This is a genomic window from Bacillus mobilis (genome assembly GCF_001884045.1).
GTDB lineage: Bacteria > Bacillota > Bacilli > Bacillales > Bacillaceae_G > Bacillus_A > Bacillus_A mobilis.
Window position 1 is genome coordinate 60,219 of record NZ_MACF01000025.1, and the last position, 24,781, is coordinate 84,999.

A 24,781-nucleotide genomic window follows, 5' to 3' on the forward strand; every position below is an offset into this window, starting at 1 on the left:
TAATTTTAGTTTAACAAAATGAAAGACGATGATAAGGAAAAGTAGTATATACTATAATCCAAAGCGAGTCAGGGACGGTGAGAGCCTGATGAGGCGGTATATGTGAAGAACACCTTGGAGTTGCTAACCGAAATTGAATCTTGTATTCAAGAGTAGACTTAGACGGGAATCCGGCCTGTTACAAACCGGGAAGTATGTATTACATACGAGTTAAAGTTGGTCTTTATGACAAATTGGGTGGTACCGCGAAGTTTAACCTTTCGTCCCTTTATGGATGAAAGGTTTTTTTGTATTTAAATATATCAGCAAAGGAGAATTTCACTATGGAAAACACATTAGTAAAAAGTCTGTATAGAGATACAGATAAATACGCAGGTCAAACAGTACAAGTATCAGGGTGGATTCGTAACTTACGTGATTCAAAAGCATTTGGTTTCATCGAATTAAACGACGGTAGCTTCTTCAAAAGCGTTCAAATCGTTTTCGATACAGAGTTAGAAAACTTCAAAGAAATTGCAAAACTTCCACTTAGCTCTTCAGTTAAAGTAGAAGGTAAAGTAATTGCAACGCCTGGAGCGAAGCAACCATTTGAAATTAAAGCAGAAAAAATTGATATCGAGGGATTATCAGATTCTGATTACCCACTTCAAAAGAAACGTCACACGTTTGAATACTTACGTACAATCGCTCACTTACGTCCAAGAACAAATGCATTCTCTGCAACGTTCCGTGTACGTTCTGTCGCAGCATTTGCGATTCACCAGTTCTTCCAAGAGCGTGGATTCGTACATGTTCACACACCGATCATCACTGGTAGTGATACAGAAGGTGCAGGCGAAATGTTCCGCGTAACAACGCAAGATTTAAACAACGTATCAAAAGGCGAAGACGGACAAGTTGATGAATCAAAAGACTTCTTCGGCAAAGAAACAAACTTAACAGTAAGTGGACAGCTGAACGCTGAAGCTTATGCATTAGCATTCCGTGACGTATACACATTCGGACCTACATTCCGTGCGGAAAACTCAAACACAACTCGCCACGCTGCTGAGTTCTGGATGGTTGAGCCGGAGATTGCATTCGCTGAATTAGGCGATGTAATGGATCTTACAGAAGATATGCTGAAATATGCAATGAAGTACGTACTAGAGCATGCACCAGAAGAAATGGAATTCTTCAACAGCTTCGTTGATAAAACAGTTCTAGAGCGCATGAACAACGTAATCAACTCTGACTTCGGTCGTATCACATATACAGAAGCAATTAAAGTGCTTCAAGAGTCAGGTGCTGACTTCAAATACCCAGTAGAATGGGGTATTGACTTACAAACAGAGCACGAAAGATACTTATCAGAAGAAATCTTCAAACGTCCTGTATTCGTAACTGACTATCCAAAAGACATTAAAGCGTTCTACATGCGTATGAATGAAGATGGAAAAACAGTAGCTGCTACTGACCTTCTAGTTCCTGGCATCGGCGAATTAATCGGCGGAAGTCAACGTGAAGAAAGAATGGACGTTTTAGTAGATAGAATTAAAGAACTAGGTATGAACGAAGAGGACTACTGGTGGTACTTAGAACTTAGAAAATACGGCGGTACAAAACACGCTGGATTCGGTCTAGGTTTCGAGCGCTTCCTAATGTACATCACTGGTATGGCTAACATCCGTGACGTAATTCCATTCCCAAGAACTCCAGGTTCTTCTGAGTTTTAAGATATGAAAAAAGCGAGAGGAATTCCTCTCGCTTTTTATTTTGTATATTGTATAGTTTATTCTCCCGTAGCAAAAAGTAACGCGAAGGGGTGAATATAAATGAGTAAAAAAGTAAAAAAAGATCATTCAAGATCAAGCCTTGGTTCTCCAGAAGTAGAAGGACAAGGAACGACGGCACATGAAACAGGTTCTCATAAAGTATCTTCATCAAATAAGAAGCAGAAAAGAAGTTAACATAAAAAAGGAGAGTCTTGGCGGCTCTCCTTTTTTTATATGTATTACACCTTATTATCATTAATCTCTTTTGTAATCTTATCTACATCTTTGTCTAATCGATCTAAATAGAAAAACCATAGTAAGCTCATGAGCACGTAGTAGATGGCCATCACACCAAGATTATCAGATATATTTTCGAATGTGGATTTAGTAGTGAAAAAAGCTCCCCAAATGGTAGAAATAGTGAGGTAAGAAAGCGGACCAACGAGATGTACGAAAACATATAATAACTTTTTAACCTTTAAAGCGTTCATATGATTTCCCTCCCTATGTAAATAATCTTTTTCTTCTAATCATACATTCAAGTTCCTCACAGAAGTGTTGTAGTTTTGCTGGATTATGTATTAACAAGCGGGCATCGTGTTTCCTGATAAAGTGAAACTTTAATCAGTGGGGGTTTTCTTCATCCCCCACTGATTATTAGTTGAACCAATCGGACTTTTATGGACAGTTGATCCCCCACCTAACTTCTTTGCTTTCGCTGAAATTTGAGGTGGGGGTCTTACTGTCCATTAAAGCGGGATAAATCTTCGAATCCGAAAGTTTAATAAGAAAGACCGGCCATAACGCTCTATTAAATCGTTGAACGCTCGTTGCTCACTTAGTAGTTGAATGCTTTCTCTAATTTGAAACTGTCTTTCGTGTGGATCACCTAGTAAAATATTTAGAATCATTTGTAGAAGTAGCAATGGGAATCCTCTCCTGTGTTAGAATAATCTGTATATTTTAATTGTAACAAAATTATAAGGACAATAGTAGAGTGAAACAAAAACAGGAGTTTGTAGGCTCCTGTTTTTGTCGATACTATTTTAATAAGCGAAGCGCCTTCTCCCTATTAGCGAAATGCATTTTCGCAAACTCAGGTAATCTTTCTTCACCAAGTTTTTGAATTAATTTAGCAGCGGCGATATCAACTTGTTTACCAGCACCTTTTGGAAGTGGCATACCAGCTTTTTTGCTTAGTTCATCAAACTGTTTTACGAATGAGTAACGAGCTAAAATAGAAGCAGCGGCTACTGCTAAATGAACGCTTTCACCTTTCGTTGCGAAGTAAACATTTTCACGCTGTACCTGTTTTTGTTTTGCTAAATATTTGTAGTATGTATCAGGTTGTGTGAATTGATCGATTAAGACGCCTTCAGGTTTTGTAGGTGCGATTTTTGTTAATAAGTTTGTAATAGCTTTATTATGTAGCAAAGCTTTTAACTTACCTTGGTTGTTTCCTTTATTAAATAGCTCGTTATATTTTTCGTTATGAAGGACAAGAGAGCTGTAAGGAACAACGTGTAGAAGTTGTTTCGCAATGGCAGAAATTTGATCGTCATTTAAGTTTTTAGAGTCTTTTACACCAAGTTCTTTTAAAAGTGGGATTTGCTTCGCATCCACATATACAGCAACTACTGTCATCGGTCCGAAGAAATCACCAGTACCAACTTCATCTGACCCTACGATGGACATTGTACCAATGGAAGCAGGCGGTGCATAACGGTGTGAATCGACAGATTTTTTTACAGCTGTTTTCGGTGTTTGAGAGACAGATTGCCAACGAGAAGCTTCTGCTTCAGCACGTCCTCCTTGGAACATTACTTTTCCAGATTTATAAGCTGTAATCGTGCAAGATGGCACCTTTGCCATGAAGATCCCGCCTTGTGGAATTTTCGGGCTAAGCGATTGTTTATATTGTTGTTTCATGTCTTCAATTACTGTAGAACTTGTTTGTATTACGATAGAATTTGACAAGATGGTCGCTCCTTTTTTTATATTGTTATTTTTATCATATCGGATTGTTCTTTCTGTTTCCATAATATGATGGTTCATGGTATGATAAACTTTAGGATTCTGTACGTGATTGGAGGCCGGTGAGTTGTCACAACAAAAGGGAAAGAAAAGTCGAATTAATGTAGAAATCTATGGTCAACAATATTCAGTTGTTGGCGATGAAAGTACAAGTCATATCCGCATGGTAGCAGCGATTGTGGATGATAAAATGCGCGAACTCAATGCCAAGAATCCTTCGCTTGACACGAGTAGACTAGCGGTATTGACGGCGGTAAACGTCATACACGATTACATAAAATTAAAAGAAGAACATGAGAAATTGAAAGAAAGTATGACAAAAAAAGGAATGGAATAACATGATTGATATTATTATCATTTTACTGCTTGTTATGGGATTTTTCCTCGGCTTACGCAGAGGGTTTATTCTGCAACTTGTAAAGTTAACAAGCTTTATTATCGCATACCTTGTTGCATACTGGTACTGTAAAGATTTAGCGCCAGCACTTGCGAAATTTATTCCGTATCCATTTGATAAAAACGTATCTGTTCCAGAATGGATTGATGCAAATAATATTGAGACAGTATTTTATCAAGCACTTGCGTTTATCATATTGTTTATTATTACAAAAATTGCACTTTCATTACTTGGTAATTTGTTAAATATGTTTGCAGAAATACCGGTTTTAAAGCAAGTCAATGCGTTTGCGGGGGCAATCCTCGGATTTTTAGAAGTATATATTATTTTGTTTGTTTTAATTATCGTTGGAAACATCCTTCCGATTGAACAAATACAAACACCATTACAAAAATCATCAATTAGCAAAATAATTGTAGACGATACACCGATTCTCTCTGAAAAGGTGAAGGAACTATGGCAGACAGGTAGCAGAGTATAACTTCTCTTTTTTCGGAAAGAGGAGTTTTTTTCTATGAAAGAAAGGCGGGGTAATGATGAAAGTAAATAAAAAACAAGTTATTAAATTATTAGAGACAATCGGCCTGTTTATGGAACTAAAGGGCGCGAATCCATTTAAAATATCTGCATTTCGTAAAGCGGCAGCAGCACTAGAAAGTGATGATCGTAGTCTTTCTGAGATTGAAGATTTCACTAAGATTCCGGGCATTGGAAAAGGAACAGCAGCAGTTATTCAAGAATATATAGAATCGGGAACATCTGAAGTGTTACAAGAGCTTGAACAAGAAGTGCCAAGTAGTTTATTACCATTATTAAAATTGCCAGGCCTTGGTGGTAAAAAGGTAGCTAAGTTATATAAAGAACTTGGTGTTGTTGATATGGAATCGCTAAAAGCGGTTTGTGAGGAAAATAAAGTACAAGCTTTAGCAGGTTTCGGTAAGAAAACAGAAGAGAAAATATTAGAAGCAATCGATCAAGTAGGATCTCGTCCAGAGCGTTTACCAATCGCAATGGTATTGCCTATTGCCGGGGAAATAGAGGAGAAATTGTCGAATATTGCTGAAGTAATTCGTTTCTCTCGCGCTGGTAGTTTGCGCCGTGTTCGTGAAACAGTGAAAGATTTAGACTTTATCATTGCAACGACAGAACCAGCTGCAGTACGTGAGCATTTACTGCAATTTGATAATATGATTGAGGTAATCGCAAGTGGAGATACGAAAGTTTCTGTTCGTCTTCAATATGAATATGATATTTCAATTGATTTCCGTTTAGTACAACCAGAAGAATTTATTACAACTCTTCACCATTTCACAGGATCAAAAGACCATAACGTAAAAATGCGTCAAATCGCGAAAGATAGAGGCGAGAAAATTAGTGAGTACGGTGTAGAAAACTTAGAAACAGGTGAAGTGAGAACATTTGAAACAGAAGAGGAGTTCTTCGCTCATTTCGGTCTTCCATTTATCCCGCCAGAAGTGCGTGAAGATGGAAAAGAAATTGAATTAATTAAAGAGTATCCAAACTTAATTCAATTCTCTGATATACAAGGTGATTTACATATGCATACAACATGGAGTGACGGTGCTTTTTCAATTGAGGAAATGGTACAGGCATGTCGTGCTCGTGGATATAAGTTTATGGCGATTACCGACCATTCACAATACTTAAAAGTAGCGAACGGTTTAACGAAAGAGCGCCTTCGTGAACAAGCGAAAGAAATTGAACGCATGAATGAAAAGTATCCAGACATTACAATTTTACGCGGAATTGAAATGGATATTTTACCGGATGCAACACTTGATTTTGATGATGAAGTATTAGCAGAATTAGATTATGTTATTGGAGCGATTCACTCTAGCTTCTCACAAGACCGTGAAACGATTATGAAACGTCTTCGCACTGCGCTAGAGAATAAGCATGTCACAATGATTGCTCATCCGACAGGACGTCTTCTTGGACGTCGCGCAGGCTATGATGTGGATACAGATTTATTAATTGAACTCGCAAAAGAAACAAATACAGTTTTAGAATTAAATGCGAATCCAAACCGTCTAGATTTAAGCGCGAAATTATTAAAACAAGCACAAGATGCTGGTGTAAAAGTAGCGATTAATACGGATGCTCATACACTTGAAATGTTAGAAGATATGGAAACAGGTGTAGCGGCAGCACGTAAAGGTTGGATTCAAAAAGATAACGTGATTAACACGTGGGATATTGAACGTTTATTAGACTATATTAAACGTAATAAGTAACACAAGGGGGACCTGCAACATGTTAGAAAGAACGTTGCGTGTATTAGAATATAATAAAGTAAAAGAACAATTACTTGAACATACAGCCTCTTCACTTGGTCGTGACAAAGTGAAGCATTTAGTGCCGAGCACTGATTTTGAAGAAATTGTAGAAATGCAAGATACAACGGATGAAGCAGCAAAAGTCATTCGTTTAAAAGGTAATGCACCATTAGGTGGTATTACGGATATTCGCTCAAATGTGAAGCGTGCAAAGATTGGAAGTATGTTAAGCCCAAATGAACTACTTGATATTGCCAATACGATGTATGGTAGTCGCAATATGAAACGTTTCATTGAAGATATGGTTGATAATGGTGTCGAGTTGCCAATTTTAGCAACTCATGTCGCTCAAATTGTATCTTTATATGATTTAGAAAAGAAAATTACAAATTGCATTGGTGACGGCGGAGAAGTAGTCGATAGCGCAAGTGATAAACTGCGTGGTATTCGTACTCAAATTCGTACTGCAGAAAGCCGTATTCGTGAAAAGTTAGAAAATATGACGCGTTCTTCAAACGCGCAAAAGATGCTATCTGACGCGATTGTAACGATACGTAACGAACGTTACGTAATCCCAGTAAAACAAGAATACCGAGGCGTATATGGCGGTATTGTTCACGATCAATCAGCTTCTGGGCAAACGTTATTTATTGAACCGCAAGTCATTGTAGAATTAAATAACGCGCTTCAAGAAGCACGAGTGAAAGAAAAACAAGAAATTGAACGCATCTTATTGATGTTAACAGAAGAAGTGGCAGTAGAAGCGGATATCGTTTTATCTAACGTAGAAGTAGTTGCGAATCTTGACTTCATTTTTGCGAAAGCTTTTTATGCGAAGCGTATTAAAGCAACGAAGCCAATCGTAAATAACGAGCGTTATATGGATTTAAGACAAGCGCGCCATCCGCTTATTGATCCAGAAATTATCGTGCCGAATAACATTATGTTAGGTAAAGATTTCACGACAATTGTTATTACAGGACCGAATACAGGTGGTAAAACAGTTACGCTGAAAACAGTTGGTATTTGTGTATTAATGGCGCAATCTGGTCTTCATATTCCAGTAATGGATGAGTCAGAGATTTGTGTATTTAAAAACATTTTTGCTGATATTGGTGATGAGCAATCGATTGAACAAAGTTTAAGTACGTTCTCCTCACATATGGTGAACATTGTTGATATTTTAGAAAAAGCTGATTTCGAAAGCTTAGTTTTATTCGATGAATTAGGTGCTGGAACAGACCCGCAAGAAGGGGCTGCATTAGCAATTTCAATTTTAGATGAAGTATGTAATCGTGGTGCTCGCGTTGTTGCTACGACGCATTATCCAGAATTAAAAGCATACGGATATAACCGTGAGCAAGTTATTAATGCGAGCGTTGAGTTCGACGTGAACACGTTAAGCCCAACGTATAAATTATTAATCGGTGTACCAGGACGTAGTAATGCTTTCGAAATTTCGAAGCGCCTTGGCTTATCTGATCGTGTGATTGATCAAGCTCGTAACCACATTAGTACAGATACAAACAAAATTGAAAATATGATTGCGAAGTTAGAAGAAAGTCAAAAGAATGCAGAGCGTGACTGGAACGAAGCAGAAGCACTTCGTAAGCAATCTGAAAAACTACATCGCGAATTACAGCGTCAAATTATTGAATTTAATGATGAGCGCGATGAAAAATTATTAAAAGCGCAAAAAGAAGGGGAAGAAAAAGTCGAAGCTGCAAAGAAAGAAGCAGAAGGCATTATTCAAGAACTTCGTCAATTGCGTAAAGCACAGCTTATAAACGTGAAAGACCATGAGCTAATTGAAGCGAAGAGCCGTCTAGAAGGCGCAGCACCAGAGCTTGTGAAGAAACAAAAAGTAAACGTGAAAAACACAGCGCCAAAACAACAATTACGTGCAGGCGATGAAGTAAAAGTATTAACGTTCGGTCAAAAAGGTCAATTACTTGAAAAGGTAAGTGATACAGAGTGGAGCGTACAAATTGGTATTCTGAAGATGAAAGTGAAAGAATCCAATATGGAATACATTAATACACCGAAGCAAACTGAGAAAAAAGCAGTTGCAAGTGTGAAGGGTAGAGATTACCACGTTTCATTGGAACTTGATCTTCGCGGTGAACGTTATGAAGATGCAATGATGCGCGTTGAAAAATATTTAGACGATGCACAGCTTGCAAGCTATCCTCGTGTATCAATCATTCACGGTAAAGGAACAGGAGCACTTCGCCAAGGTGTACAAGATTATTTGAAGAAGCATCGCGGTGTGAAGAATTACCGTTACGGTGACATGGGCGAGGGAGGCCTAGGCGTAACAGTTGTCGAATTAAAATAGCAAACAACGAAACAAAGGGGAAACCATTATATGTTTATGGACAAACTTGCAAAAGTATTGTTAGCTTGTTGTGGAATATTTTTGGTGATTGGGGTTATTTATTTAGTTGTTTTTGCGAAGTAAACGAGCGTCAATCGAGGCATAATGATATTGCCATAGATTGACGCTTTTAATATATATGAAAAGGAATAAAATATGAAAATCAACCAATACATAAGCGCAGCAAAATCTTGCTCAAGACGCGAAACAGACCGCCTTATTAAAGCAGGAAGCGTAGCTATTAACGGTGAAATTTGTAAGCACGGTGCACTCGTGAGTGATGGTGATGTTGTAACGATTGATGGACTGGTTATTGCCAAAGAAGAGAAGGAAAAGGTGTATATCGCCTTTCATAAACCAGTTGGCATTACTTGTACAGCAGCCGATCATATTGAAGATAATATTATTGATTATATTAATTATCCAGAGCGTATCTTTCCTGTTGGACGATTAGATAAAGCGTCGGAAGGACTTATTTTATTAACGAATGACGGCGGGATTGCGAATCAAATTTTACATGGTGATCATGAGCACGAGAAAGAATATGTTGTTACTGTCGATAAGCCGTTTACAGATTGGTTTATTAATGAGATGTCCAGCGGTGTAAAGATTAAAGATGGAATGACGAAGCCATGTAAAGTGACGAGAGTGGATCAATCTACATTTCGGATCGTTTTAACACAAGGAATGAACAGACAAATTCGTAGGATGAGTCGTGCTTTCGGGTTTACTGTAACTAAGCTAAAGCGAATTCGCATTATGAATATAGAGCTAGATAATCTAGAAGTGGGAAAATGGCGTAGCGTTACAGCTGAGGAATTACAAATATTAATAGGGCAGTTATAGGGAGGGAAAATTTTCTCCCTATATTTTTTTGTCAGAAAAAATAAAACTATTGATTTTTTAAAAAATAGCCCATATAATAAAAAACAACAAGTTTCGACAAGATATTTTATAAAAGTAATGATGAGGACATGAGTTGTTTTTGACGATTCTCAGAGAGGGGAGCCTAGGCTGTGAGCTTCCTAATACGGAAAGACAAACTTACCACCTCTAAACTTCAAGAGTGAACTGCATGATGCATTGTAATTCTTGGCGGATAAAACCGTTATCAATTTACACGAGCTATAAAATGAGCTTATTTTGTTATAAATTCATTTTATTAGAATAAGGGTGGAACCACGATTTCAACACTCGTCCCTTTGTTAGGGACGGGTGTTTTTTGCGTTCTTTTACGGGGAAGTATGCTTGAAAGGGGACATATGACGGATTTTGATTCAGAATATTTTGTTAATAAATCATTTAGGAGGTTAGTAGAAATGAAATCATCTTTAAAGTTTTCTGAGATGTTTGCAATAAGTTTAATGTTATTTGCACTATTTTTTGGTGCAGGTAATATGATTTTTCCGCCAGCGTTAGGACAAGGTGCTGGAACAGATGTATGGATTGCGTTGTTTGGTTTCATCGTAACAGGTGTTGGGTTGCCTTTATTAGGAGTTATCGTTATCGCTCTAAAGGGAGATATTAATGAGCTAGCGGGACGTGTACACCCTGTATTCGCACTTGTTTTTATCACTGCAATTTATTTATGTTTAGGCGTATTCGTAAGTGTTCCACGTACAGGAACTGTTGCTTATGAAATGAGTGTTGCACCGTTTTTACCAAGTGAGATAGCTGGTCAATCGTATCCACTTGTTATCTTTACATTCATTTTCTTTGCCGTAACTTTCTATTTAGCTTTAAACCCATCGAAATTAGTGGGCCGTATCGGTAAAGTATTAACTCCGATTTTATTAGCTGTTATTGCAATTATTGTAGTGAAAGCACTTATTACACCAATTGGAGAATTTGGTGCACCGACAGAAGCATATAGTGCTCCGCTCTTTAAAGGGTTTATTGATGGATATTTAACTTTAGATGGACTTGCAGCACTTGTATTCGGAAATGTTGTTATTAATTCGTTAAAAGCAAAAGGTGTTACAAATAAGAACAGCATTGCAAAAGTAACAATCTTTGCAGGATTTATTGCAGCGCTCGGATTACTTCTTGTTTATTTAGCGCTTGCTTACCTTGGAGCTTCTAGTGTTTCTCTTGGAATGGGAGCAAATGGAGGAATTATTTTAACAAACGTTGTAAATCATTTATTTGGTAGCTACGGCACTCTATTACTAGGAATCGCAATTACAGCAGCATGTTTAACAACTTCTGTAGGTATTGTTGCAGCTTGTGGGGAATATTTTTCTTCCTTATTACCAAAGCTTTCTTATCAAAAAGTCGTTTTCATTTTCTGTGTATTAGCATTTATGGTAGCGAATCTTGGGTTAACTCAGTTAAATGCATTAGCATTACCAATTTTAATAGCGATTTACCCAATTGGTATCGTGCTAATTATATTATCACTTGTTGAAAACTATATTCGTCTTCCTTTAGTAATGTATGTGGGTGGTATTGTAGGAGCATTCATGATCAGCTTTTTCGATGGATTGCACAACGCGAATCTTCAAATTGAGGCATTAGCACCTGTCTTAAATAAAATTCCGTTATACAGTGTAGGGATCGGTTGGTTAGTTCCTGCTCTAGTAGGTATTGTAATTGGATATGTCATTTCTTTGTTTCAAAAGCAAGAAGTTGCTGTAGAAAAATAGAGAAAAGAGGCTTTCTGTGAAAGAAAGTCTCTTTTTTTGTAGAAAAAATTACATATAGGGAAATTTAGATATTAAAAAATTTATACGTAATATAGTTGACAAAAAAATTAGCATTAGGCTAAGATTGACTTAGTTGTGGAAATATTGGAAGGAAGTGAGGAGTGAAAGGTATAAAGTTTTCTATAACGATATCATTTTTGTAGATAGAGGTGATAGAGTAGTTGAATGGTAGTTTTATTTTTTTTGAGCTTCATTGAGAATGATAATCAACAAAAGAGATAGGGTAGGGACTTATGTTAAAATGCGAATCGCTCTTTATAAGGAATAGGGAGGGATATTATTTTTAACATACATTGAGAATGATAATCAATAATATCTATGTTACATAAAAAAATTACAGGTAAATAATGATAGAGGATTATTATTTTTTTCTCGTAAATTGAGAATAATTATCATTTTCAAAAAAGTATGGATGAAGGATAAACAAGGAGGAAGTAAGCCAAATGAGAAAGATTTCTGTATTACCCGCTTTTATTATAACGTTCGTATGTATGCTAGCTTTTCTTGTCATGCCATATGGGAAAGTTTCAGCACAACTAGCTGACGGTACTTATGATATTAACTATGTCATTCAAAAAGCGGAAAATGCTTCAGCATCTATGGCAAATGATTATTTTGAGAAACCAGCTAAGCTAGTTGTGAAAAATGGCGAAATGAGAGTACAAATTCCGATGAATCATAGTGCTTGGATTACAGAATTTAAAGCACCTGAGAACGGGAATTTTGTTGATGCAAAAGTTGTTAGTAAAGATGAATCTGCAGATAAAAGAACTGTAGAGTTTAAAATAGACGATTTATCTAAACCAGCAGCAGCAAAAATTCATGTTGTTGTACCTAACGTAAATTATGACCATAACTACACAATTCGCTTTGCGTTTGATGCAAATGTAAAAGCGGCAGGTGGAGAAAATAAAGCAACTACTGCAACAAAGAATAATGATCAAACAAAAACAGATACAAAAGTAAAAGAAGAAGTGAAGAAAGAAGAGAATAAAGAAGCAAATAAAGAAGCGAACAAAGGAACAAATGAAAGTGGTAAAGCTGAAAAAACAGATAACCCAAAAACAGGCGATGAAGCACGCATCGGATTATTTGCAGCGTTAATTCTTATTTCAGGTGTTTTCTTAATTCGTAAAGTACGTCAAAACTAAATAAAGGAGCGTTATTCCATTGAATAGATATCTTAAAATTGTTGTTGCGATGTGTTTAATGATATTTACATTCATCTCAACATTACAACCTCTTGCAGTTCAAGCAGCTACTAAATTAGCCGATGGTGAATATTCAATTGGTTTTCAAGTTATTAAAGATACGTCAGATGAAATATCTAAAATGAATGACTATGTTATAAGTCCAGCTACTTTAAAAGTAAAAGATGGTAAACAAAAAGTCTCTTTCACTTTAAAGAATAGTGAGTGGATTACGAAGTTTACAACGGAAAAAGATGGTCAGTTTGTTGATGTAAATGTGCTTGGTGAGAATAAAGAGAAGAATACTAGAGTAGTGGAATTCGATGTAGTCGATGTAGCAAACCTTTTAAATGGAAAAGTAAAAGTAGATATCGATGCGATGGATTACCATCATATTTTTGACGTTCGAATTAAATTTGATTCAAGTAGTATTACACTAATTAAGGCAGAAAAACCAAATGAAAAAGAGGATCCAGCAAATAAGCCAGATCCAAATGAAAAACCAGATCCAAGTCAGAAGCCCGACCAAAAGCCTGACTCAGATCAACAACCCAATTCTAACACAATTAACGATGGGAATTATAGCATTCCATTTAAAGTGTTAAAAGATAAGACAGATGAAGAATCTAGAATGAAAGACAAGTTAATAAGTCCAGCCGTATTAAAGGTAGAAAATGGTAAGAAAAAAGCGACTGTAACATTAACAGATAACGCATCAATTAAAAATTTCCAAACAGAAAAAGATGGTTCATTTGTTGATGCAAAAGTAATCAGTGAAAATAAAGAGAAAAATACAAGAGTAGTAGAATTTGAAGTAGACAATTTATCTAAAAAGTTAAATACAAAAGTATTTATCGAAGTGGCATCACAAAATTATAAACAAACGCATGAATTACAACTTCAATTTAATGAAGAAAAACTTGAGCCAATTAAGGACGAAGAGAAACAACCGGAAGTAGAAAAACCAACTATTGAAACAATTAAAGATGGAGATTATAGTATTCCATTTAAAGTGTTAAAAGACAAGACAGACGAAGAATCTAGAATGAAAGAAAATATAATAAGTCCAGCCGTATTAAAAGTAGAAAACGGTAAGAAAAAAGCGGTTGTAACGTTAAAAGATAACGCATCAATTAAAAATTTCCAAACAGAAAAAGATGGTTCATTTGTTGATGCAAAAGTAGTAAGTGAAGATAAAGAGAAAAATACAAGAGTAGTAGAATTCGAAGTAGACAATTTATCTAAAAAGTTAAATACAAAAGTATTTATCGAAGTGGCATCAAGAAACTATAAACAAACACATGAGTTACAACTTCAATTTGATCAAGAAAAACTTGAGCCAATTAAAAACGAAGAAAAGCAACCAGACGGTGATAAAAAGCCGGAAGTAGAAAAACCAGATGTTGACACAATGAAAGACGGCGAGTACAGCATCAATTTCAAAGCGTTAAAAGATCAATCAGAAGAAATTTCAATGATGAACACGTATACGAAGAGTCCGGGCGTGTTAAAGGTGAAAGATGGTAAAAAATATGTATCATTCACATTAACGAACAGTGCGTGGATTACAAAGTTTGAATTTGAGAAAAATGGTTCGTTCGTTGATGCAAGTGTATTAAGTGAAGATAAAAAAGCTGATACACGAGTAGTGGAAGTAGCGGTAGATGATTTATCGAAGAAGTTAAATGCAAAAGTAAAAGTAGATATCGATTCAATGAATTATCACCATTTCTATGACATTCAATTTGCATTTGATAAAGGCAGCATTAAACCGTTAGACAACCAAGGCGGAAAAGACAACCAAGGCGGAAAAGACAACCAAGGCGGAAACGATAACCAAGGCGGAAAAGACAACCAAGGCGGAAACGATAACCAAGGCGGAAAAGACAACCAAGGCGGAAACGATAACCAAGGTGGGAACAACAACCAAGGTGGAAAAGACAACCAAGGTAATAACACAACTATTGATCCAAAAGCACTAAAAGATGGTGACTATAGTATTGGCTTTAAAGTTTTAAAAGATAAAACAGAAGAAATTTCAATCATGAACACATATACAAAGAGTCCAGCTGTACTAAAAGTGAAAGATGGTAAGAAGTATGTATCATTTACATTAACGAATAGTGCATGGATTACAAAATTTGAGTTTGAGAAGAATGGTACTTTTGTTAATGCAAAAGTGTTAAGTGAGAATAAAGAGCAAAATACAAAAGTAGTAGAGTTAGAAGTAAATGATTTATCTAAAAAATTAAACGCAAAAGTAAAAGTAGATATTGATGCGATGAATTATCACCATTTCTACGATGTTCAGTTTGTATTTGATCAAGATAGTATTAAAGTTTTAGGTAACCAAGGTGGAAAAGACAACCAGGGCGGAAACGACAACCAAGGCGGAAACGACAACCAAGGTGGAAACAACAACCAAGGTGGAAACAACAACCAAGGTGGAAACAACAACCAAGGTGGAAATAACAATCAGGGCGGAAACGATAACCAAGGTGGAAATAATAAACCAAAAGTAATAGTTGATCCAAAAAATTTAGTAGATGGTGAATATGATATTCCATTTAAAGTATTAAAAGATAAAACAAATGAGCTTTCAAAGATGCATGACTACACTGTACATCCAGCAAAATTAATCGTGAAAGATGGTAAAAAGTACATTGAAATGACGCTGAAAAATAGTGCGTGGATTACGAAATTCCAAACAGAAAAAAATGGTCTATTTGCTGATGCAAAGCTAGTGAGTGAAGATAAAAATGCAAATACGAGAGTAGTGCAATTTGAAGTAAGTGATTTATTTGCAAAATTAAATGCAAAAGTAAAAGTTGATATCAACGAAATGAACTACCATCATTTCTATGATGTCCAAATTCAATTTGATACAAATAATATTGGTGCGTTAGGAACGATTAAAGAGGACCCAAAAAAAGATCCGAAAAATGATTCGAACAATCCAGTGATTACACCGCAAGTAGATAATGTAAAAAAAGTAGAAAATCCTGATTTTAACCGAAATGCAGATGATAAGAAGAAAAAAGAAGACCAAAAAAATGATCCGAAAAAAGAGAAAAACTCAAAAACGGCAGATACAGCACAACTAGGTTTATACATGGTGCTACTGCTTGGGTCACTTGCTTTACTAGTTCGTAAATATAGAGCAGGTAGATTGTAATTTTTGGAGTCTTGATGCATGTCCGCATGCATCAAGACTTGTTTCATATTGTTCGGAAAGGAGTGGTGATTGAGAGTGAAGAAACTTGCAAGTGTACTAATGGCTATCATTTTATTAGTGAGTATAGCTGGATGCTCGGCGCCCAAAAAAGAAGCAACAAAGCAGGTAAAGAGTGAGAATAAAGAGAGAGTTGTTGCCACGACAGTCGCTGTTACTGAAATTATGGATGCGTTAGAAGTCGATTTAGTTGGTGTTCCAACGAGTACGAAAGATTTACCAAAGAGATATAAAGGTTTACCTGAAGTCGGGAATCCGATGAGTCCTGATATGGAAAAGGTAAAATCATTAAAGCCGTCAGAAGTATTATCCGTGACAACACTTGAATATGAATTAAAGCCAGTTTTTGATGGTATAGGTATGAAAGCAAACTTTGTAGACTTAACTAGTTTAAAAAATATGCAAACTTCCATTAGTAACTTAGGTAAGCAATATGGACGTGAGAAGCAGGCGGAAGCAGTTGTAACGAAGTTAGATAAAAAAGTTGCAGAGATTCAAAAAGCAGTAAAGGGAAAGAAAGAACCGACAGTGCTTATTTTATTAGGTGTGCCGGGGAGTTATTTAGTAGCAACAGAGCATTCTTACATTGGAGATTTAGTGAAACAATTAGGTGGTAAAAACATTGTACAAGGTGAGCAAGTAGAGTATTTAGCCTCTAATACAGAGTATTTAAAAAAGGCAGATCCAGACATTATTTTACGAGCAGCGCATGGTATGCCTGATGAAGTTGTAAAAATGTTTGATAAAGAATTTAAAATAAATGATATTTGGAAACATTTCGCGGCAGTTAAAAATAATCGTGTTTACGATTTAGAAGAGCGTTTATTTGGAACGACAGGAAATTTAGAAGCAATTGAAGCGTTAGATGAATTGAAGAAAATGATGTATCCGTGATGCATTTTAATATAAAGGAAGAGTGGAATGAATAAAAAAACTTGGAGTTTCTTCATTGTTACTGTATTACTTATTGTTATGACGTCATTGTCAGCAACGAAAGGAAGTTTAGAAATAGGGATAGTGGACCTTGTACATGGGATATTTACAGGGGCCAATGAAGATGTTGAAGTAATTAAAGATTTACGTTTCCCGCGTATTATTATTGCGCTGTTTACCGGGGCGGCTCTTGCTGTTTCAGGTGTGCTTTTTCAAGCTGTTATGAAAAATCCACTTGCTGATGCTGGAGTGATCGGTATTTCTTCAGGAGCAAGCTTTATGACACTTGTTATTATTACGTTATTCCCGCAATTCTTTTTCTGGACACCAGTATTCGCCTTTTTAGGTGGTGCGTTCGCATGTTATCTCGTTTATGCATTTTCGTGGAAGTCAGGGTTAAGTCCACTTCGCATTATTTTAGTTGGTATAGCTATTAATGCGATGTTTACTGGATTAAATGAATCATTCATTACGATTTGCGGATATTTCATTAAGAGTATTAAGCAAACGACGACTTCTAACATAACGATGAAGACGTGGGGCGATGTAGAAATAATGGTTACGTATGGAACAATTGGTCTTATTCTTGCTCTGTTTGTAGGAGCTTGGTGTAACTTATTATCGCTACAAGATAAGACTGCGAAAAACTTAGGTTTGCACGTGACAAGAGTTCGTCTTATTATCTCTGCTATTGCAGTACTTTTAGCGGCAGTATCAACAGCGATTGCAGGAGTTATTGCTTTCGTAGGATTACTCGTTCCGCATATTTCAAGACAATTAGTCGGTTCAGATCATAAAGTATTAATTCCATTTTCTGCTCTTGCAGGAGCGTTATTAATTTTGACGGCGGATACGATTGGAAGGTTAATCGTGCCACCTAACGAAATTCCAGCGGCGACGATTATGGCGGTTATTGGTGGCCCATTCTTAATATTCTTGCTTAGAAAGAGTGATAAAGTTCATGGAAATTAAAAATGTAACCTTTTCGTATGATAATGTAACGGATCGATTAAAATCGGTTAGTAGTGAAATAGAAATTGGTAAAATTACAACAATTATTGGTCCAAACGGTTGCGGGAAATCGACATTACTTGGCGTGATGTCAAGAAATCACGACCCTCGTAGCGGAGAGGTAATACTGGATGGAAAGGCGATTAGCCAATATAAACCGAAAGAGTTTGCTAGAAAGTTAGCTGTTGTCCATCAACAAAATGAAGCACCAGCAGATATGACGGTGGAGAAATTAACAAGTTTTGGTCGTATGCCTCATAAAAATATCTTTTCCTCACAAACTGATGAAGATAGAGAAGCAATCGAAAGGGCTTTAGCGTGTACGAATTTGCTAAGCAAACGTGATAAAGAGATTCATGCTTTATCTGGTGGAGAAAGACAACGTGTTTGGATTGCTATGACGTTAGCTCAGAAAACACCAATGCTCTTTTTAGATGAACCGACAACTTATTTAGATATTTATTATCAACTTGAAATATTAGAGCTAGTAAAAGAGTTAAATGAAGTACATGGATTGACGATTGTTATGGTATTACACGATATTAATCAAGCGATTCGCTATAGTGATCATATCATCGTTATGAAAGACGGCGAGATTGTTACGAAAGGTAAGCCGAATGATGTCGTGACAGAAAGTATGATAAAGACGATATACGGTGTAGATGTCGTTGTAAAGCAAGATGAAGATACAGGATTGTATATGGTCCCAATGGGTATTTAAATATGCGAACAATCCGTTTTGAGGTGATAATTTGAGTAGTAAAAAAGAACGGAAGAAGAATTCTTTTTTTCAACGAATACTTACAGTTGTTTTTTTAGGTACCTTTTTCTATTCAGTATATGAATTAGGTGATATTTTCATGGATTACTATGAAAATCGTAAAGTAATGGCCGAAGCACAAAACATTTATGAAAAAAGTCCGATGGAAGAGCAATCACAAGACGGGGAAGTGCGTAAACAGTTCAAAGCTCTGCAGCAAATTAACCAAGAAATAGTTGGATGGATTACGATGGATGATACACAAATTAATTATCCAATCGTTCAAGCGAAAGACAATGATTACTATTTATTTCGTAATTATAAAGGTGAAGATATGAGAGCAGGAAGCATCTTTATGGACTATCGTAATGATGTGAAATCTCAAAATCGAAATACTATTTTATATGGTCACCGTATGAAAGATGGTTCTATGTTTGGAAGTTTAAAGAAAATGTTAGATGAAGAGTTCTTCATGTCACATCGTAAATTATATTACGATACATTATTTGAAGGATATGATCTTGAAGTGTTCTCGGTGTATACAACAACAACTGATTTTTATTACATTGAAACGGATTTTAGCACTGATACGGAATACACATCATTTTTGGAGAAAATCCAAGAAAAATCGTTGTACAAAACAGATACAAAATTGACAGCAAGTGATCAAATCGTAACACTTTCGACGTGTGACTATGCACTTGATCCGGAAGCGGGAAGGTTAGTCGTGCATGCGAAACTAGTAAAAAGACAGTAAATAAAAAAGTATAGAATATGAGAAGTGGTAATGCTTCTCATATTCTATACTTTAAAAAAGAAATATGTTTACTGTGCTGCAGCCATTGGCATACGTACAACTTTCACATCATAGTAAGAGATTTTATTATCAAGAATATAATCTGGCATTCCACCTTGATGTGAGTGAGCTGCTTTAAATGCTGGGCTCTTCGTCCAACCTTGGAAATCTTCTTTTGCATTCCAGCGTGTGCTAATTGTTACTTCATCATAATCAACTGTATTTTGCGTTAAAAGAACTTCTAATCCTAAAAAGCCTGGCATCGTTTCAACTTGACCTACTTTATTAAAACGATCAATTAATTTATGTCCATTTCCCTTTGTAATTTTAGCTGTATTTGTAACAATAATCATGTTTTATTCCTCCTATTAAATGTAGCCTGTATTTTCGAGAACTCATATACATTAAATGATAATGAAAATCATTATCATTGTCAATGGTAAATGTGAAATATATAAGGATTTTTTCTATTATGTTGGACAGTAAGATTTCCATTTCAAAATGTAGTAAATATGTGGCCGTTAAGCGAGAGAATGGGCGAGTTGTACTAGCAAAGCAATAATATGGTATAGTGAAACGAGGTTATTTTTTAGCCTCGTTTTTTATATGCTTCCTACGAATTAGAAAGCATGCAAATGGAAAGGAAGTTATTATATGCGATCAGAAGTAACTGTAAAAATAAAACCGAAATTTATAAAAGAAATTAAAAGTGGATATCCGCTTATTTTAAAAGATGCAATTCAAAATTTAAATGATGTTCAGGAAGAAGGAACAATCATTAAAGTAGTAGATGAGAAGAATCAATTCATTGGAAAAGGCTATTATGGAAAACAAAATAAAGGATACGGCTGGATTTTAACGAGAAAAGAGAGTGAACAAATTAATCAATCTTTCTTTGAAAGTAAAATAAAATCTGCCTTACATAAACGAAAGCAATTTTACAAAGCAAGTGATACGACAGCATTCCGCGCCCTAAACGGTGAAGGTGATGGTCTTGGTGGCTTAATCATCGATTATTATGATGGCTATTATGTAGTAAGTTGGTATAGTGAAGGGATTTATACTTTCAGAGATGAGATTATAGCAGCTCTTCAAAAAGTAGCAAACTTTAAAGGCATTTATGAGAAAAAGCGTTTTGATACGAAAGGGAAATACATTGAAGGCGATGATTTCGTAGCAGGAGAGCGCGGCGAGTTCCCGCTTATCGTAAAAGAAAATGGTGTGAACTTTGCGGTGTATTTAAACGACGGAGCGATGGTTGGTGTATTTTTAGATCAGCGTAATGTTCGAAAACAAATTCGTGATAAGTATGCAAAGGGAAGAACCGTGTTAAATATGTTCTCTTATACAGGTGCTTTCTCTGTATTTGCAGCGCTTGGCGGAGCGAGCAAAACGACGAGTGTGGACCTTGCAAATCGTAGTTTAAGTAAAACGATTGAGCAGTTTAGTGTAAATGAAGTTGATTATGAAGCGCAAGACATTATTGTAGAAGATGTCTTTCTGTACTTCAAATATGCAGCTAAGAAAAAGATGAAATTTGATATGGTCGTACTTGACCCTCCAAGCTTTGCACGCTCAAAGAAATATACATTTAGTGCAGCGAAAGATTATAAAAACTTATTAAAAGAAACAATTGCGATTACAGAAAATAACGGGATTATCGTTGCTTCTACAAATTGTAGCGCATTTGATATGAAAAAGTTTAAAGGATTTATCGATACGGCATTTAAAGAAATGAATGGCAAATATAAAATATTAGAAGAACATTCTTTACCAGAAGACTTCCGTACCATTGATCAATTTAAAGAAGGAGACTATTTAAAAGTAGTTTTCATCGAGAAAATTAAAGGTTAATAAAGAAAAAGGAGCTCGAGTTTACTTGAGCTCCTTTTCTTATTGAATGATATTTTGTACTCTACCGACTTGCCCGTCCTGCAATCGCACTTTAATACCATGCGGATGGGAAGGGGAGTTTGTTAAAATATCTTTTACAATTCCACGTGTTAATTTTCCTGTTCGTTGATCTTGTTTTAATACAATATCAACTTCAAGACCGGGTGCGATATTAGAACGTTTTTGTCCGTTCATTTATACACCTGTACGTCTACGTTGGTTGTTTGTTTTCTTCGTTTGTTGGTTTTGTAATTTTTTTGTTTCCTGGCTTTGGTTTTTGGCACTTTGACCATTACCGCTACCTTGCTTTTTCTTTGCAAGTTGTTCGCGCATTAAATCAGCTAAGCTTACTTTTTTGTTTTCTGACATGATAAAGTCTCCTTTATATAAAGTTAATTATGAACTATCGTAGTAAATTTCATCATATCATTGTTATGGAAGGAAGGGAAGTTGGTTTGAAAATTCATATAATTCTTCACAGTATTCATTCGTTACGATACAATTAAAATGTTAATGTTTGTAAAAGAGGGGATAGACATATGTCACATCATATTTTATTAGTTGAAGATGACATCTCAATTCAAGAGATGGTGGAAAAGTATTTAATAAAAGAAGGTTTTCAAGTAACAATTGCGTCTGATGGAGAAGAGGGCGTGAGCACATATTTAAAAGGTTCATTTGATTTGATTATCCTTGATATTATGATGCCAAAGCTAGATGGCTTAGAGGTTGTGCGAATCATTCGAGAAAAAAGTGCTGTTCCGATTTTAATGATGTCGGCAAAAGATACCGATGTTGATAAAGCTGTTGGATTAGGACTTGGGGCAGATGATTACATTTGTAAGCCGTTTTCTATGATTGAATTAGCTGCACGTGTAAAAGCAGGTATTCGGAGGTCTACGAAATATTCAGCTACAGAAGAAACTGAAAAGATGATTCAAATTGGTGATCTAACAATTGATCCAATTAATTTTACGGTTGAAAAAAACGGAAAATCCCTCAAACTTACTTTAAAAGAATTTGAGATTTTAAAGCTATTCGTAAAGAATCAAAATCGCGTATTTACAAAAGCACAAATCTATACGTTAGTTTGGAACGAAGAGTATTACGGTGACGATAACGTTATTAATGTTCATATGAGAAGATTGCGTGAGAAAATCGAAAGTGATCCATCTAATCCAGAATATATTAAAACATTATGGGGAATCGGCTATAAGTTGGAAGTGATGTAATATGGTCAATTTGTTAATAGGTATTATTTTTATATTGTTATGCGTCATTTACATACAATATAAAATGAGAAAAAATAGTAGTAAAAATTTACGATACACATATGAAAAGCTAGAAAGTATTGTAAATGGACAAACAGATGAGAAGTTACTCGTTATGACAGATGATCTAGAATTGCAAAAATTATTGGTGGCAATTAATCAATTATTAGATGCAAAACAGAAAACGAATGCAGATCATGCAAAAGTAGAAATTTCGATGAGAAAAATGCTTTCAAATATTTCGCATGATTTAAAGACACCATTAACAGTTATTCTTGGATATACAGAAATGTTAAATAAGGATAAAACGATAAATAAAGAAGAACAGCAAATATTACTTGAAAAGGTGCACGTGAAAACACTAGAAGTAATGGAACTAATTCATAAGTTTTTTGACTTAGCAAAATTAGAATCTGGTGACAAAGCAATCGAGATGACGAAAGTAAATATGAATGAAGTTTGTCGGGAAAAGATTTTATCTTTTTATGATTTAGTGACGACGAAAGGGTTTCAAGTTCATATTGATATACCAGAAAGAAATATATATGCACTTGGAAATGTAGAAGTATTAGGCAGGGTGTTAAATAATTTAATATCAAATGCGATTACATATGGAGACGATGGAAAGACACTCGGTATGATGTTAAGAGATGATGAAACGAATGTGTATATAGATGTATGGGATACAGGAAAAGGAATTGATGAATCTCATATTGATAAAGTGTTTGAGCGTATGTACACACTAGAAGATTCCAGAAATAGATTGTATCAAGGAAGCGGTTTAGGGTTAACGATTACGAAAAGGCTTGTGGAAGCGATGGACGGAGAAATACATCTTTCTAGTAAGCCGTATGAAAAAACAATTTTTACAGTTGTATTAAAAAAGATGCTGTTTTAGCTTGTAGAGAAGTAGATTCTACAAGCTTTTTTTCAGCGTAAGGAATTTGTAAGGAACGGGTAAGAAAAAAGAGAATTCCGTTGTCTATTATAGAAGTATAAGGTAGTGCGAAAGGAGACAGTGACATGACATATATATTAAAAACGAATCAGTTAACGAAAGTGTTTAAAGGGAAAGAAGTTATTTCTAGCGTTAACATGCATGTGAAAAAGGGAGAGATATACGGTTTCTTAGGACCGAATGGTGCAGGTAAAACAACGATTATGAAAATGATCACAAATTTAATAAAACCGACGAGCGGTGATATTGAAATTTTTGGTGAGAAGTTAACAGATACATCTTATGAATTGTTAAAGCGAATGGGGACAATTATCGAATATCCAATTTTTTATGATAAATTAACGGCGAAGGAAAACCTAGAATTACATTGTGAATATATGGGGTATTACGATAAAAACGCAATTGATCATGCTTTAAACTTAGTGAAACTGCACGGTATAGACGATAAAAAGGTAAAAGATTTTTCATTAGGGATGAAGCAACGACTGGGTATTGCAAGGGCAATCATGACAAAGCCAGAATTACTTATTTTAGATGAGCCAATTAACGGTTTAGATCCAATTGGTATTAAAGAATTAAGAGATTTATTTAAAATGCTTTGCAAAGAATATGGTATTACGTTATTAGTTTCTAGTCATATTTTAGGCGAGATGGAACAAATGGCGGATACAATTGGTGTAATTCAAAATGGAAAACTAATAAAAGAAGTTTCAATGAAGAGTATTAACGGAAAACAAACAGAGTACATTGAAATTACTGTTCCTGATGTGAAGTGTGCAGCTTATATTTTAGAAGATAAACTCGGTATAAAAAATTACAAAATAATGAGTGGAAACATGATTCGTGTGTATGAATTGAAGGCGACGCAGCAAGCTATTTCAAAAGCACTTATTATGAACGATGTAGAAATTGAAAGTATTAATAAGAAACATAGTTCCTTAGAAGAATATTTCTTAAATGTAATGGATGGAGAGGGCATTCATGCTTAACGGATTGTTAGTGAATCTAGTAAGTGGATTGATTGTAATGTTCATAAGTGGGATTTTATATTATAGAAAACCTGAGCGGAAATGGTTGTTAATTCTAATAGTGATAGGGATGTTAAGCTTTGTTACTGCTGGAATTAGAATGTTACCAGTGTAGAGAAAGTTATATAAAGAATGGAGGCGTGGT

Annotated in this window: 25 protein-coding genes and 2 other annotated features; of the genes, 19 read left to right on the forward strand and 6 right to left on the reverse strand. The window is 35.5% G+C overall.

Annotation, left to right across the window (positions count from 1 at the left end; genetic code table 11):
• Window positions 1-19 precede the first annotated feature (19 nt).
• Window positions 20-271 (forward strand) — a binding site (T-box leader).
• 52 nt (window positions 272-323) lie between these two features.
• Window positions 324-1,715, forward strand: a complete 1,392-nt coding sequence (gene asnS, locus BAQ44_RS02240) for an asparagine--tRNA ligase (RefSeq protein WP_071720508.1) — start codon at window positions 324-326, stop codon at window positions 1,713-1,715.
• A 99-nt stretch (window positions 1,716-1,814) separates the two neighbouring features.
• Window positions 1,815-1,949, forward strand: a complete 135-nt coding sequence (locus tag BAQ44_RS02245) for a YuzL family protein (RefSeq protein ID WP_060486527.1) — start codon at window positions 1,815-1,817, stop codon at window positions 1,947-1,949.
• Between the two features lie 44 nt (window positions 1,950-1,993).
• Here the strand turns inward: BAQ44_RS02245 and BAQ44_RS02250 are convergent, their stop codons facing one another.
• The 3 genes from BAQ44_RS02250 to rnhC form a co-directional block, all read right to left on the reverse strand.
• A complete protein-coding gene (locus BAQ44_RS02250; RefSeq protein ID WP_061677067.1) occupies window positions 1,994-2,245 on the reverse strand; it encodes a hypothetical protein in 252 nt (83 codons plus the stop codon).
• 258 nt (window positions 2,246-2,503) lie between these two features.
• Complete coding sequence (locus tag BAQ44_RS30755; protein ID WP_161491742.1) at window positions 2,504-2,680, reverse strand: hypothetical protein; 177 nt, start codon at window positions 2,678-2,680, stop codon at window positions 2,504-2,506.
• 115 nt (window positions 2,681-2,795) lie between these two features.
• Window positions 2,796-3,731, reverse strand: a complete 936-nt coding sequence (rnhC, locus tag BAQ44_RS02255) for a ribonuclease HIII (protein WP_071720510.1) — start codon at window positions 3,729-3,731, stop codon at window positions 2,796-2,798.
• A 124-nt stretch (window positions 3,732-3,855) separates the two neighbouring features.
• Between rnhC and zapA the strand changes: the two genes are divergently transcribed.
• From zapA to srtB, 12 genes are all read left to right on the forward strand, one after another.
• Complete coding sequence (gene zapA / locus BAQ44_RS02260; RefSeq protein ID WP_000082701.1) at window positions 3,856-4,125, forward strand: cell division protein ZapA; 270 nt, start codon at window positions 3,856-3,858, stop codon at window positions 4,123-4,125.
• A 1-nt stretch (window position 4,126) separates the two neighbouring features.
• On the forward strand, window positions 4,127-4,666 hold the full coding sequence (locus BAQ44_RS02265) for a CvpA family protein (RefSeq protein ID WP_000565411.1): 540 nt from the start codon (window positions 4,127-4,129) through the stop codon (window positions 4,664-4,666).
• Window positions 4,667-4,721: 55 nt separating this feature from the next.
• Window positions 4,722-6,440, forward strand: a complete 1,719-nt coding sequence (gene polX / locus BAQ44_RS02270) for a DNA polymerase/3'-5' exonuclease PolX (protein WP_071720512.1) — start codon at window positions 4,722-4,724, stop codon at window positions 6,438-6,440.
• Window positions 6,441-6,459: 19 nt separating this feature from the next.
• Window positions 6,460-8,820, forward strand: a complete 2,361-nt coding sequence (locus BAQ44_RS02275; protein ID WP_000893711.1) for an endonuclease MutS2 — start codon at window positions 6,460-6,462, stop codon at window positions 8,818-8,820.
• 195 nt (window positions 8,821-9,015) lie between these two features.
• Window positions 9,016-9,705 carry a 23S rRNA pseudouridine(2604) synthase RluF gene (locus BAQ44_RS02280; protein ID WP_071720514.1) on the forward strand — a complete coding sequence of 230 codons (690 nt, stop codon included), beginning with the start codon at window positions 9,016-9,018 and terminating at the stop codon, window positions 9,703-9,705.
• A gap of 108 nt (window positions 9,706-9,813) precedes the next feature.
• Window positions 9,814-10,064, forward strand: a binding site (T-box leader).
• 114 nt (window positions 10,065-10,178) lie between these two features.
• Window positions 10,179-11,504: a branched-chain amino acid transport system II carrier protein BrnQ6 gene (gene brnQ6, locus BAQ44_RS02285; RefSeq protein ID WP_071720516.1), complete on the forward strand. Its 1,326-nt coding sequence runs from the start codon at window positions 10,179-10,181 to the stop codon at window positions 11,502-11,504.
• A gap of 503 nt (window positions 11,505-12,007) precedes the next feature.
• Window positions 12,008-12,715, forward strand: coding sequence for a heme uptake protein IsdC (gene isdC / locus BAQ44_RS02290; protein ID WP_071720518.1), 708 nt, complete (start codon window positions 12,008-12,010; stop codon window positions 12,713-12,715).
• Window positions 12,716-12,734: 19 nt separating this feature from the next.
• Window positions 12,735-15,929 carry an NEAT domain-containing hemophore IsdX2 gene (locus tag BAQ44_RS02295; protein ID WP_071720521.1) on the forward strand — a complete coding sequence of 1,065 codons (3,195 nt, stop codon included), beginning with the start codon at window positions 12,735-12,737 and terminating at the stop codon, window positions 15,927-15,929.
• A 69-nt stretch (window positions 15,930-15,998) separates the two neighbouring features.
• The gene (gene isdE, locus BAQ44_RS02300) at window positions 15,999-16,880 is read left to right on the forward strand and encodes a heme ABC transporter substrate-binding protein IsdE (protein WP_071720523.1); all 882 of its coding nucleotides are present in this window, start codon (window positions 15,999-16,001) and stop codon (window positions 16,878-16,880) included.
• A gap of 27 nt (window positions 16,881-16,907) precedes the next feature.
• Complete coding sequence (locus BAQ44_RS02305) at window positions 16,908-17,891, forward strand: FecCD family ABC transporter permease (RefSeq protein ID WP_061677077.1); 984 nt, start codon at window positions 16,908-16,910, stop codon at window positions 17,889-17,891.
• On the forward strand, window positions 17,881-18,651 hold the full coding sequence (locus BAQ44_RS02310; protein WP_016086040.1) for an ABC transporter ATP-binding protein: 771 nt from the start codon (window positions 17,881-17,883) through the stop codon (window positions 18,649-18,651). The genes BAQ44_RS02305 and BAQ44_RS02310 overlap by 11 nt, the downstream gene beginning before the upstream one ends.
• Window positions 18,652-18,682: 31 nt before the next feature.
• The gene (gene srtB / locus BAQ44_RS02315; protein ID WP_063262675.1) at window positions 18,683-19,447 is read left to right on the forward strand and encodes a class B sortase; all 765 of its coding nucleotides are present in this window, start codon (window positions 18,683-18,685) and stop codon (window positions 19,445-19,447) included.
• Window positions 19,448-19,515: 68 nt separating this feature from the next.
• On the opposite strand, the gene isdG is transcribed toward srtB, so the two are convergent.
• Window positions 19,516-19,839: a heme oxygenase gene (gene isdG, locus BAQ44_RS02320; RefSeq protein WP_000587815.1), complete on the reverse strand. Its 324-nt coding sequence runs from the start codon at window positions 19,837-19,839 to the stop codon at window positions 19,516-19,518.
• Window positions 19,840-20,140: 301 nt separating this feature from the next.
• On the opposite strand from isdG, the gene BAQ44_RS02325 reads away from it, so the two are divergent.
• A complete protein-coding gene (locus BAQ44_RS02325; RefSeq protein WP_061677079.1) occupies window positions 20,141-21,340 on the forward strand; it encodes a class I SAM-dependent rRNA methyltransferase in 1,200 nt (399 codons plus the stop codon).
• Between the two features lie 39 nt (window positions 21,341-21,379).
• Here the strand turns inward: BAQ44_RS02325 and BAQ44_RS02330 are convergent, their stop codons facing one another.
• Both BAQ44_RS02330 and BAQ44_RS30955 read right to left on the reverse strand, forming a co-directional pair.
• The gene (locus tag BAQ44_RS02330) at window positions 21,380-21,574 is read right to left on the reverse strand and encodes a YwbE family protein (protein WP_063262677.1); all 195 of its coding nucleotides are present in this window, start codon (window positions 21,572-21,574) and stop codon (window positions 21,380-21,382) included.
• Complete coding sequence (locus BAQ44_RS30955; protein WP_071720532.1) at window positions 21,575-21,748, reverse strand: hypothetical protein; 174 nt, start codon at window positions 21,746-21,748, stop codon at window positions 21,575-21,577.
• 170 nt (window positions 21,749-21,918) lie between these two features.
• Between BAQ44_RS30955 and BAQ44_RS02340 the strand changes: the two genes are divergently transcribed.
• From BAQ44_RS02340 to BAQ44_RS30960, 4 genes are all read left to right on the forward strand, one after another.
• Entirely contained in the window at window positions 21,919-22,611 is a 693-nt protein-coding gene (locus tag BAQ44_RS02340; RefSeq protein ID WP_071720534.1) for a response regulator transcription factor, read from the forward strand.
• A 1-nt stretch (window position 22,612) separates the two neighbouring features.
• Window positions 22,613-23,548: a HAMP domain-containing histidine kinase gene (locus tag BAQ44_RS02345; RefSeq protein ID WP_071720536.1), complete on the forward strand. Its 936-nt coding sequence runs from the start codon at window positions 22,613-22,615 to the stop codon at window positions 23,546-23,548.
• Between the two features lie 125 nt (window positions 23,549-23,673).
• Window positions 23,674-24,597 carry an ABC transporter ATP-binding protein gene (locus BAQ44_RS02350; protein WP_071720538.1) on the forward strand — a complete coding sequence of 308 codons (924 nt, stop codon included), beginning with the start codon at window positions 23,674-23,676 and terminating at the stop codon, window positions 24,595-24,597.
• A complete protein-coding gene (locus tag BAQ44_RS30960) occupies window positions 24,590-24,751 on the forward strand; it encodes a hypothetical protein (protein ID WP_169833820.1) in 162 nt (53 codons plus the stop codon). The genes BAQ44_RS02350 and BAQ44_RS30960 overlap by 8 nt, the downstream gene beginning before the upstream one ends.
• Window positions 24,752-24,781 lie beyond the last annotated feature (30 nt).

Excerpts from the sequence above, each read along its gene's own strand:
- asnS (WP_071720508.1), top strand. The coding sequence starts at position 324 with ATGGAAAACACATTAGTAAAAAGTCTGTATAGAGATACAGATAAATAC.
- BAQ44_RS02245 (WP_060486527.1), top strand. The coding sequence starts at position 1,815 with ATGAGTAAAAAAGTAAAAAAAGATCATTCAAGATCAAGCCTTGGTTCT.
- BAQ44_RS02250 (WP_061677067.1), bottom strand. The coding sequence starts at position 2,245 with ATGAACGCTTTAAAGGTTAAAAAGTTATTATATGTTTTCGTACATCTC.
- BAQ44_RS02265 (WP_000565411.1), top strand. The coding sequence starts at position 4,127 with ATGATTGATATTATTATCATTTTACTGCTTGTTATGGGATTTTTCCTC.
- polX (WP_071720512.1), top strand. The coding sequence starts at position 4,722 with ATGAAAGTAAATAAAAAACAAGTTATTAAATTATTAGAGACAATCGGC.
- BAQ44_RS02275 (WP_000893711.1), top strand. The coding sequence starts at position 6,460 with ATGTTAGAAAGAACGTTGCGTGTATTAGAATATAATAAAGTAAAAGAA.
- BAQ44_RS02280 (WP_071720514.1), top strand. The coding sequence starts at position 9,016 with ATGAAAATCAACCAATACATAAGCGCAGCAAAATCTTGCTCAAGACGC.
- brnQ6 (WP_071720516.1), top strand. The coding sequence starts at position 10,179 with ATGAAATCATCTTTAAAGTTTTCTGAGATGTTTGCAATAAGTTTAATG.
- isdC (WP_071720518.1), top strand. The coding sequence starts at position 12,008 with ATGAGAAAGATTTCTGTATTACCCGCTTTTATTATAACGTTCGTATGT.
- BAQ44_RS02305 (WP_061677077.1), top strand. The coding sequence starts at position 16,908 with ATGAATAAAAAAACTTGGAGTTTCTTCATTGTTACTGTATTACTTATT.
- BAQ44_RS02310 (WP_016086040.1), top strand. The coding sequence starts at position 17,881 with ATGGAAATTAAAAATGTAACCTTTTCGTATGATAATGTAACGGATCGA.
- isdG (WP_000587815.1), bottom strand. The coding sequence starts at position 19,839 with ATGATTATTGTTACAAATACAGCTAAAATTACAAAGGGAAATGGACAT.
- BAQ44_RS02325 (WP_061677079.1), top strand. The coding sequence starts at position 20,141 with ATGCGATCAGAAGTAACTGTAAAAATAAAACCGAAATTTATAAAAGAA.
- BAQ44_RS02330 (WP_063262677.1), bottom strand. The coding sequence starts at position 21,574 with ATGAACGGACAAAAACGTTCTAATATCGCACCCGGTCTTGAAGTTGAT.
- BAQ44_RS30955 (WP_071720532.1), bottom strand. The coding sequence starts at position 21,748 with ATGTCAGAAAACAAAAAAGTAAGCTTAGCTGATTTAATGCGCGAACAA.
- BAQ44_RS02340 (WP_071720534.1), top strand. The coding sequence starts at position 21,919 with ATGTCACATCATATTTTATTAGTTGAAGATGACATCTCAATTCAAGAG.
- BAQ44_RS02345 (WP_071720536.1), top strand. The coding sequence starts at position 22,613 with ATGGTCAATTTGTTAATAGGTATTATTTTTATATTGTTATGCGTCATT.
- BAQ44_RS02350 (WP_071720538.1), top strand. The coding sequence starts at position 23,674 with ATGACATATATATTAAAAACGAATCAGTTAACGAAAGTGTTTAAAGGG.
- BAQ44_RS30960 (WP_169833820.1), top strand. The coding sequence starts at position 24,590 with ATGCTTAACGGATTGTTAGTGAATCTAGTAAGTGGATTGATTGTAATG.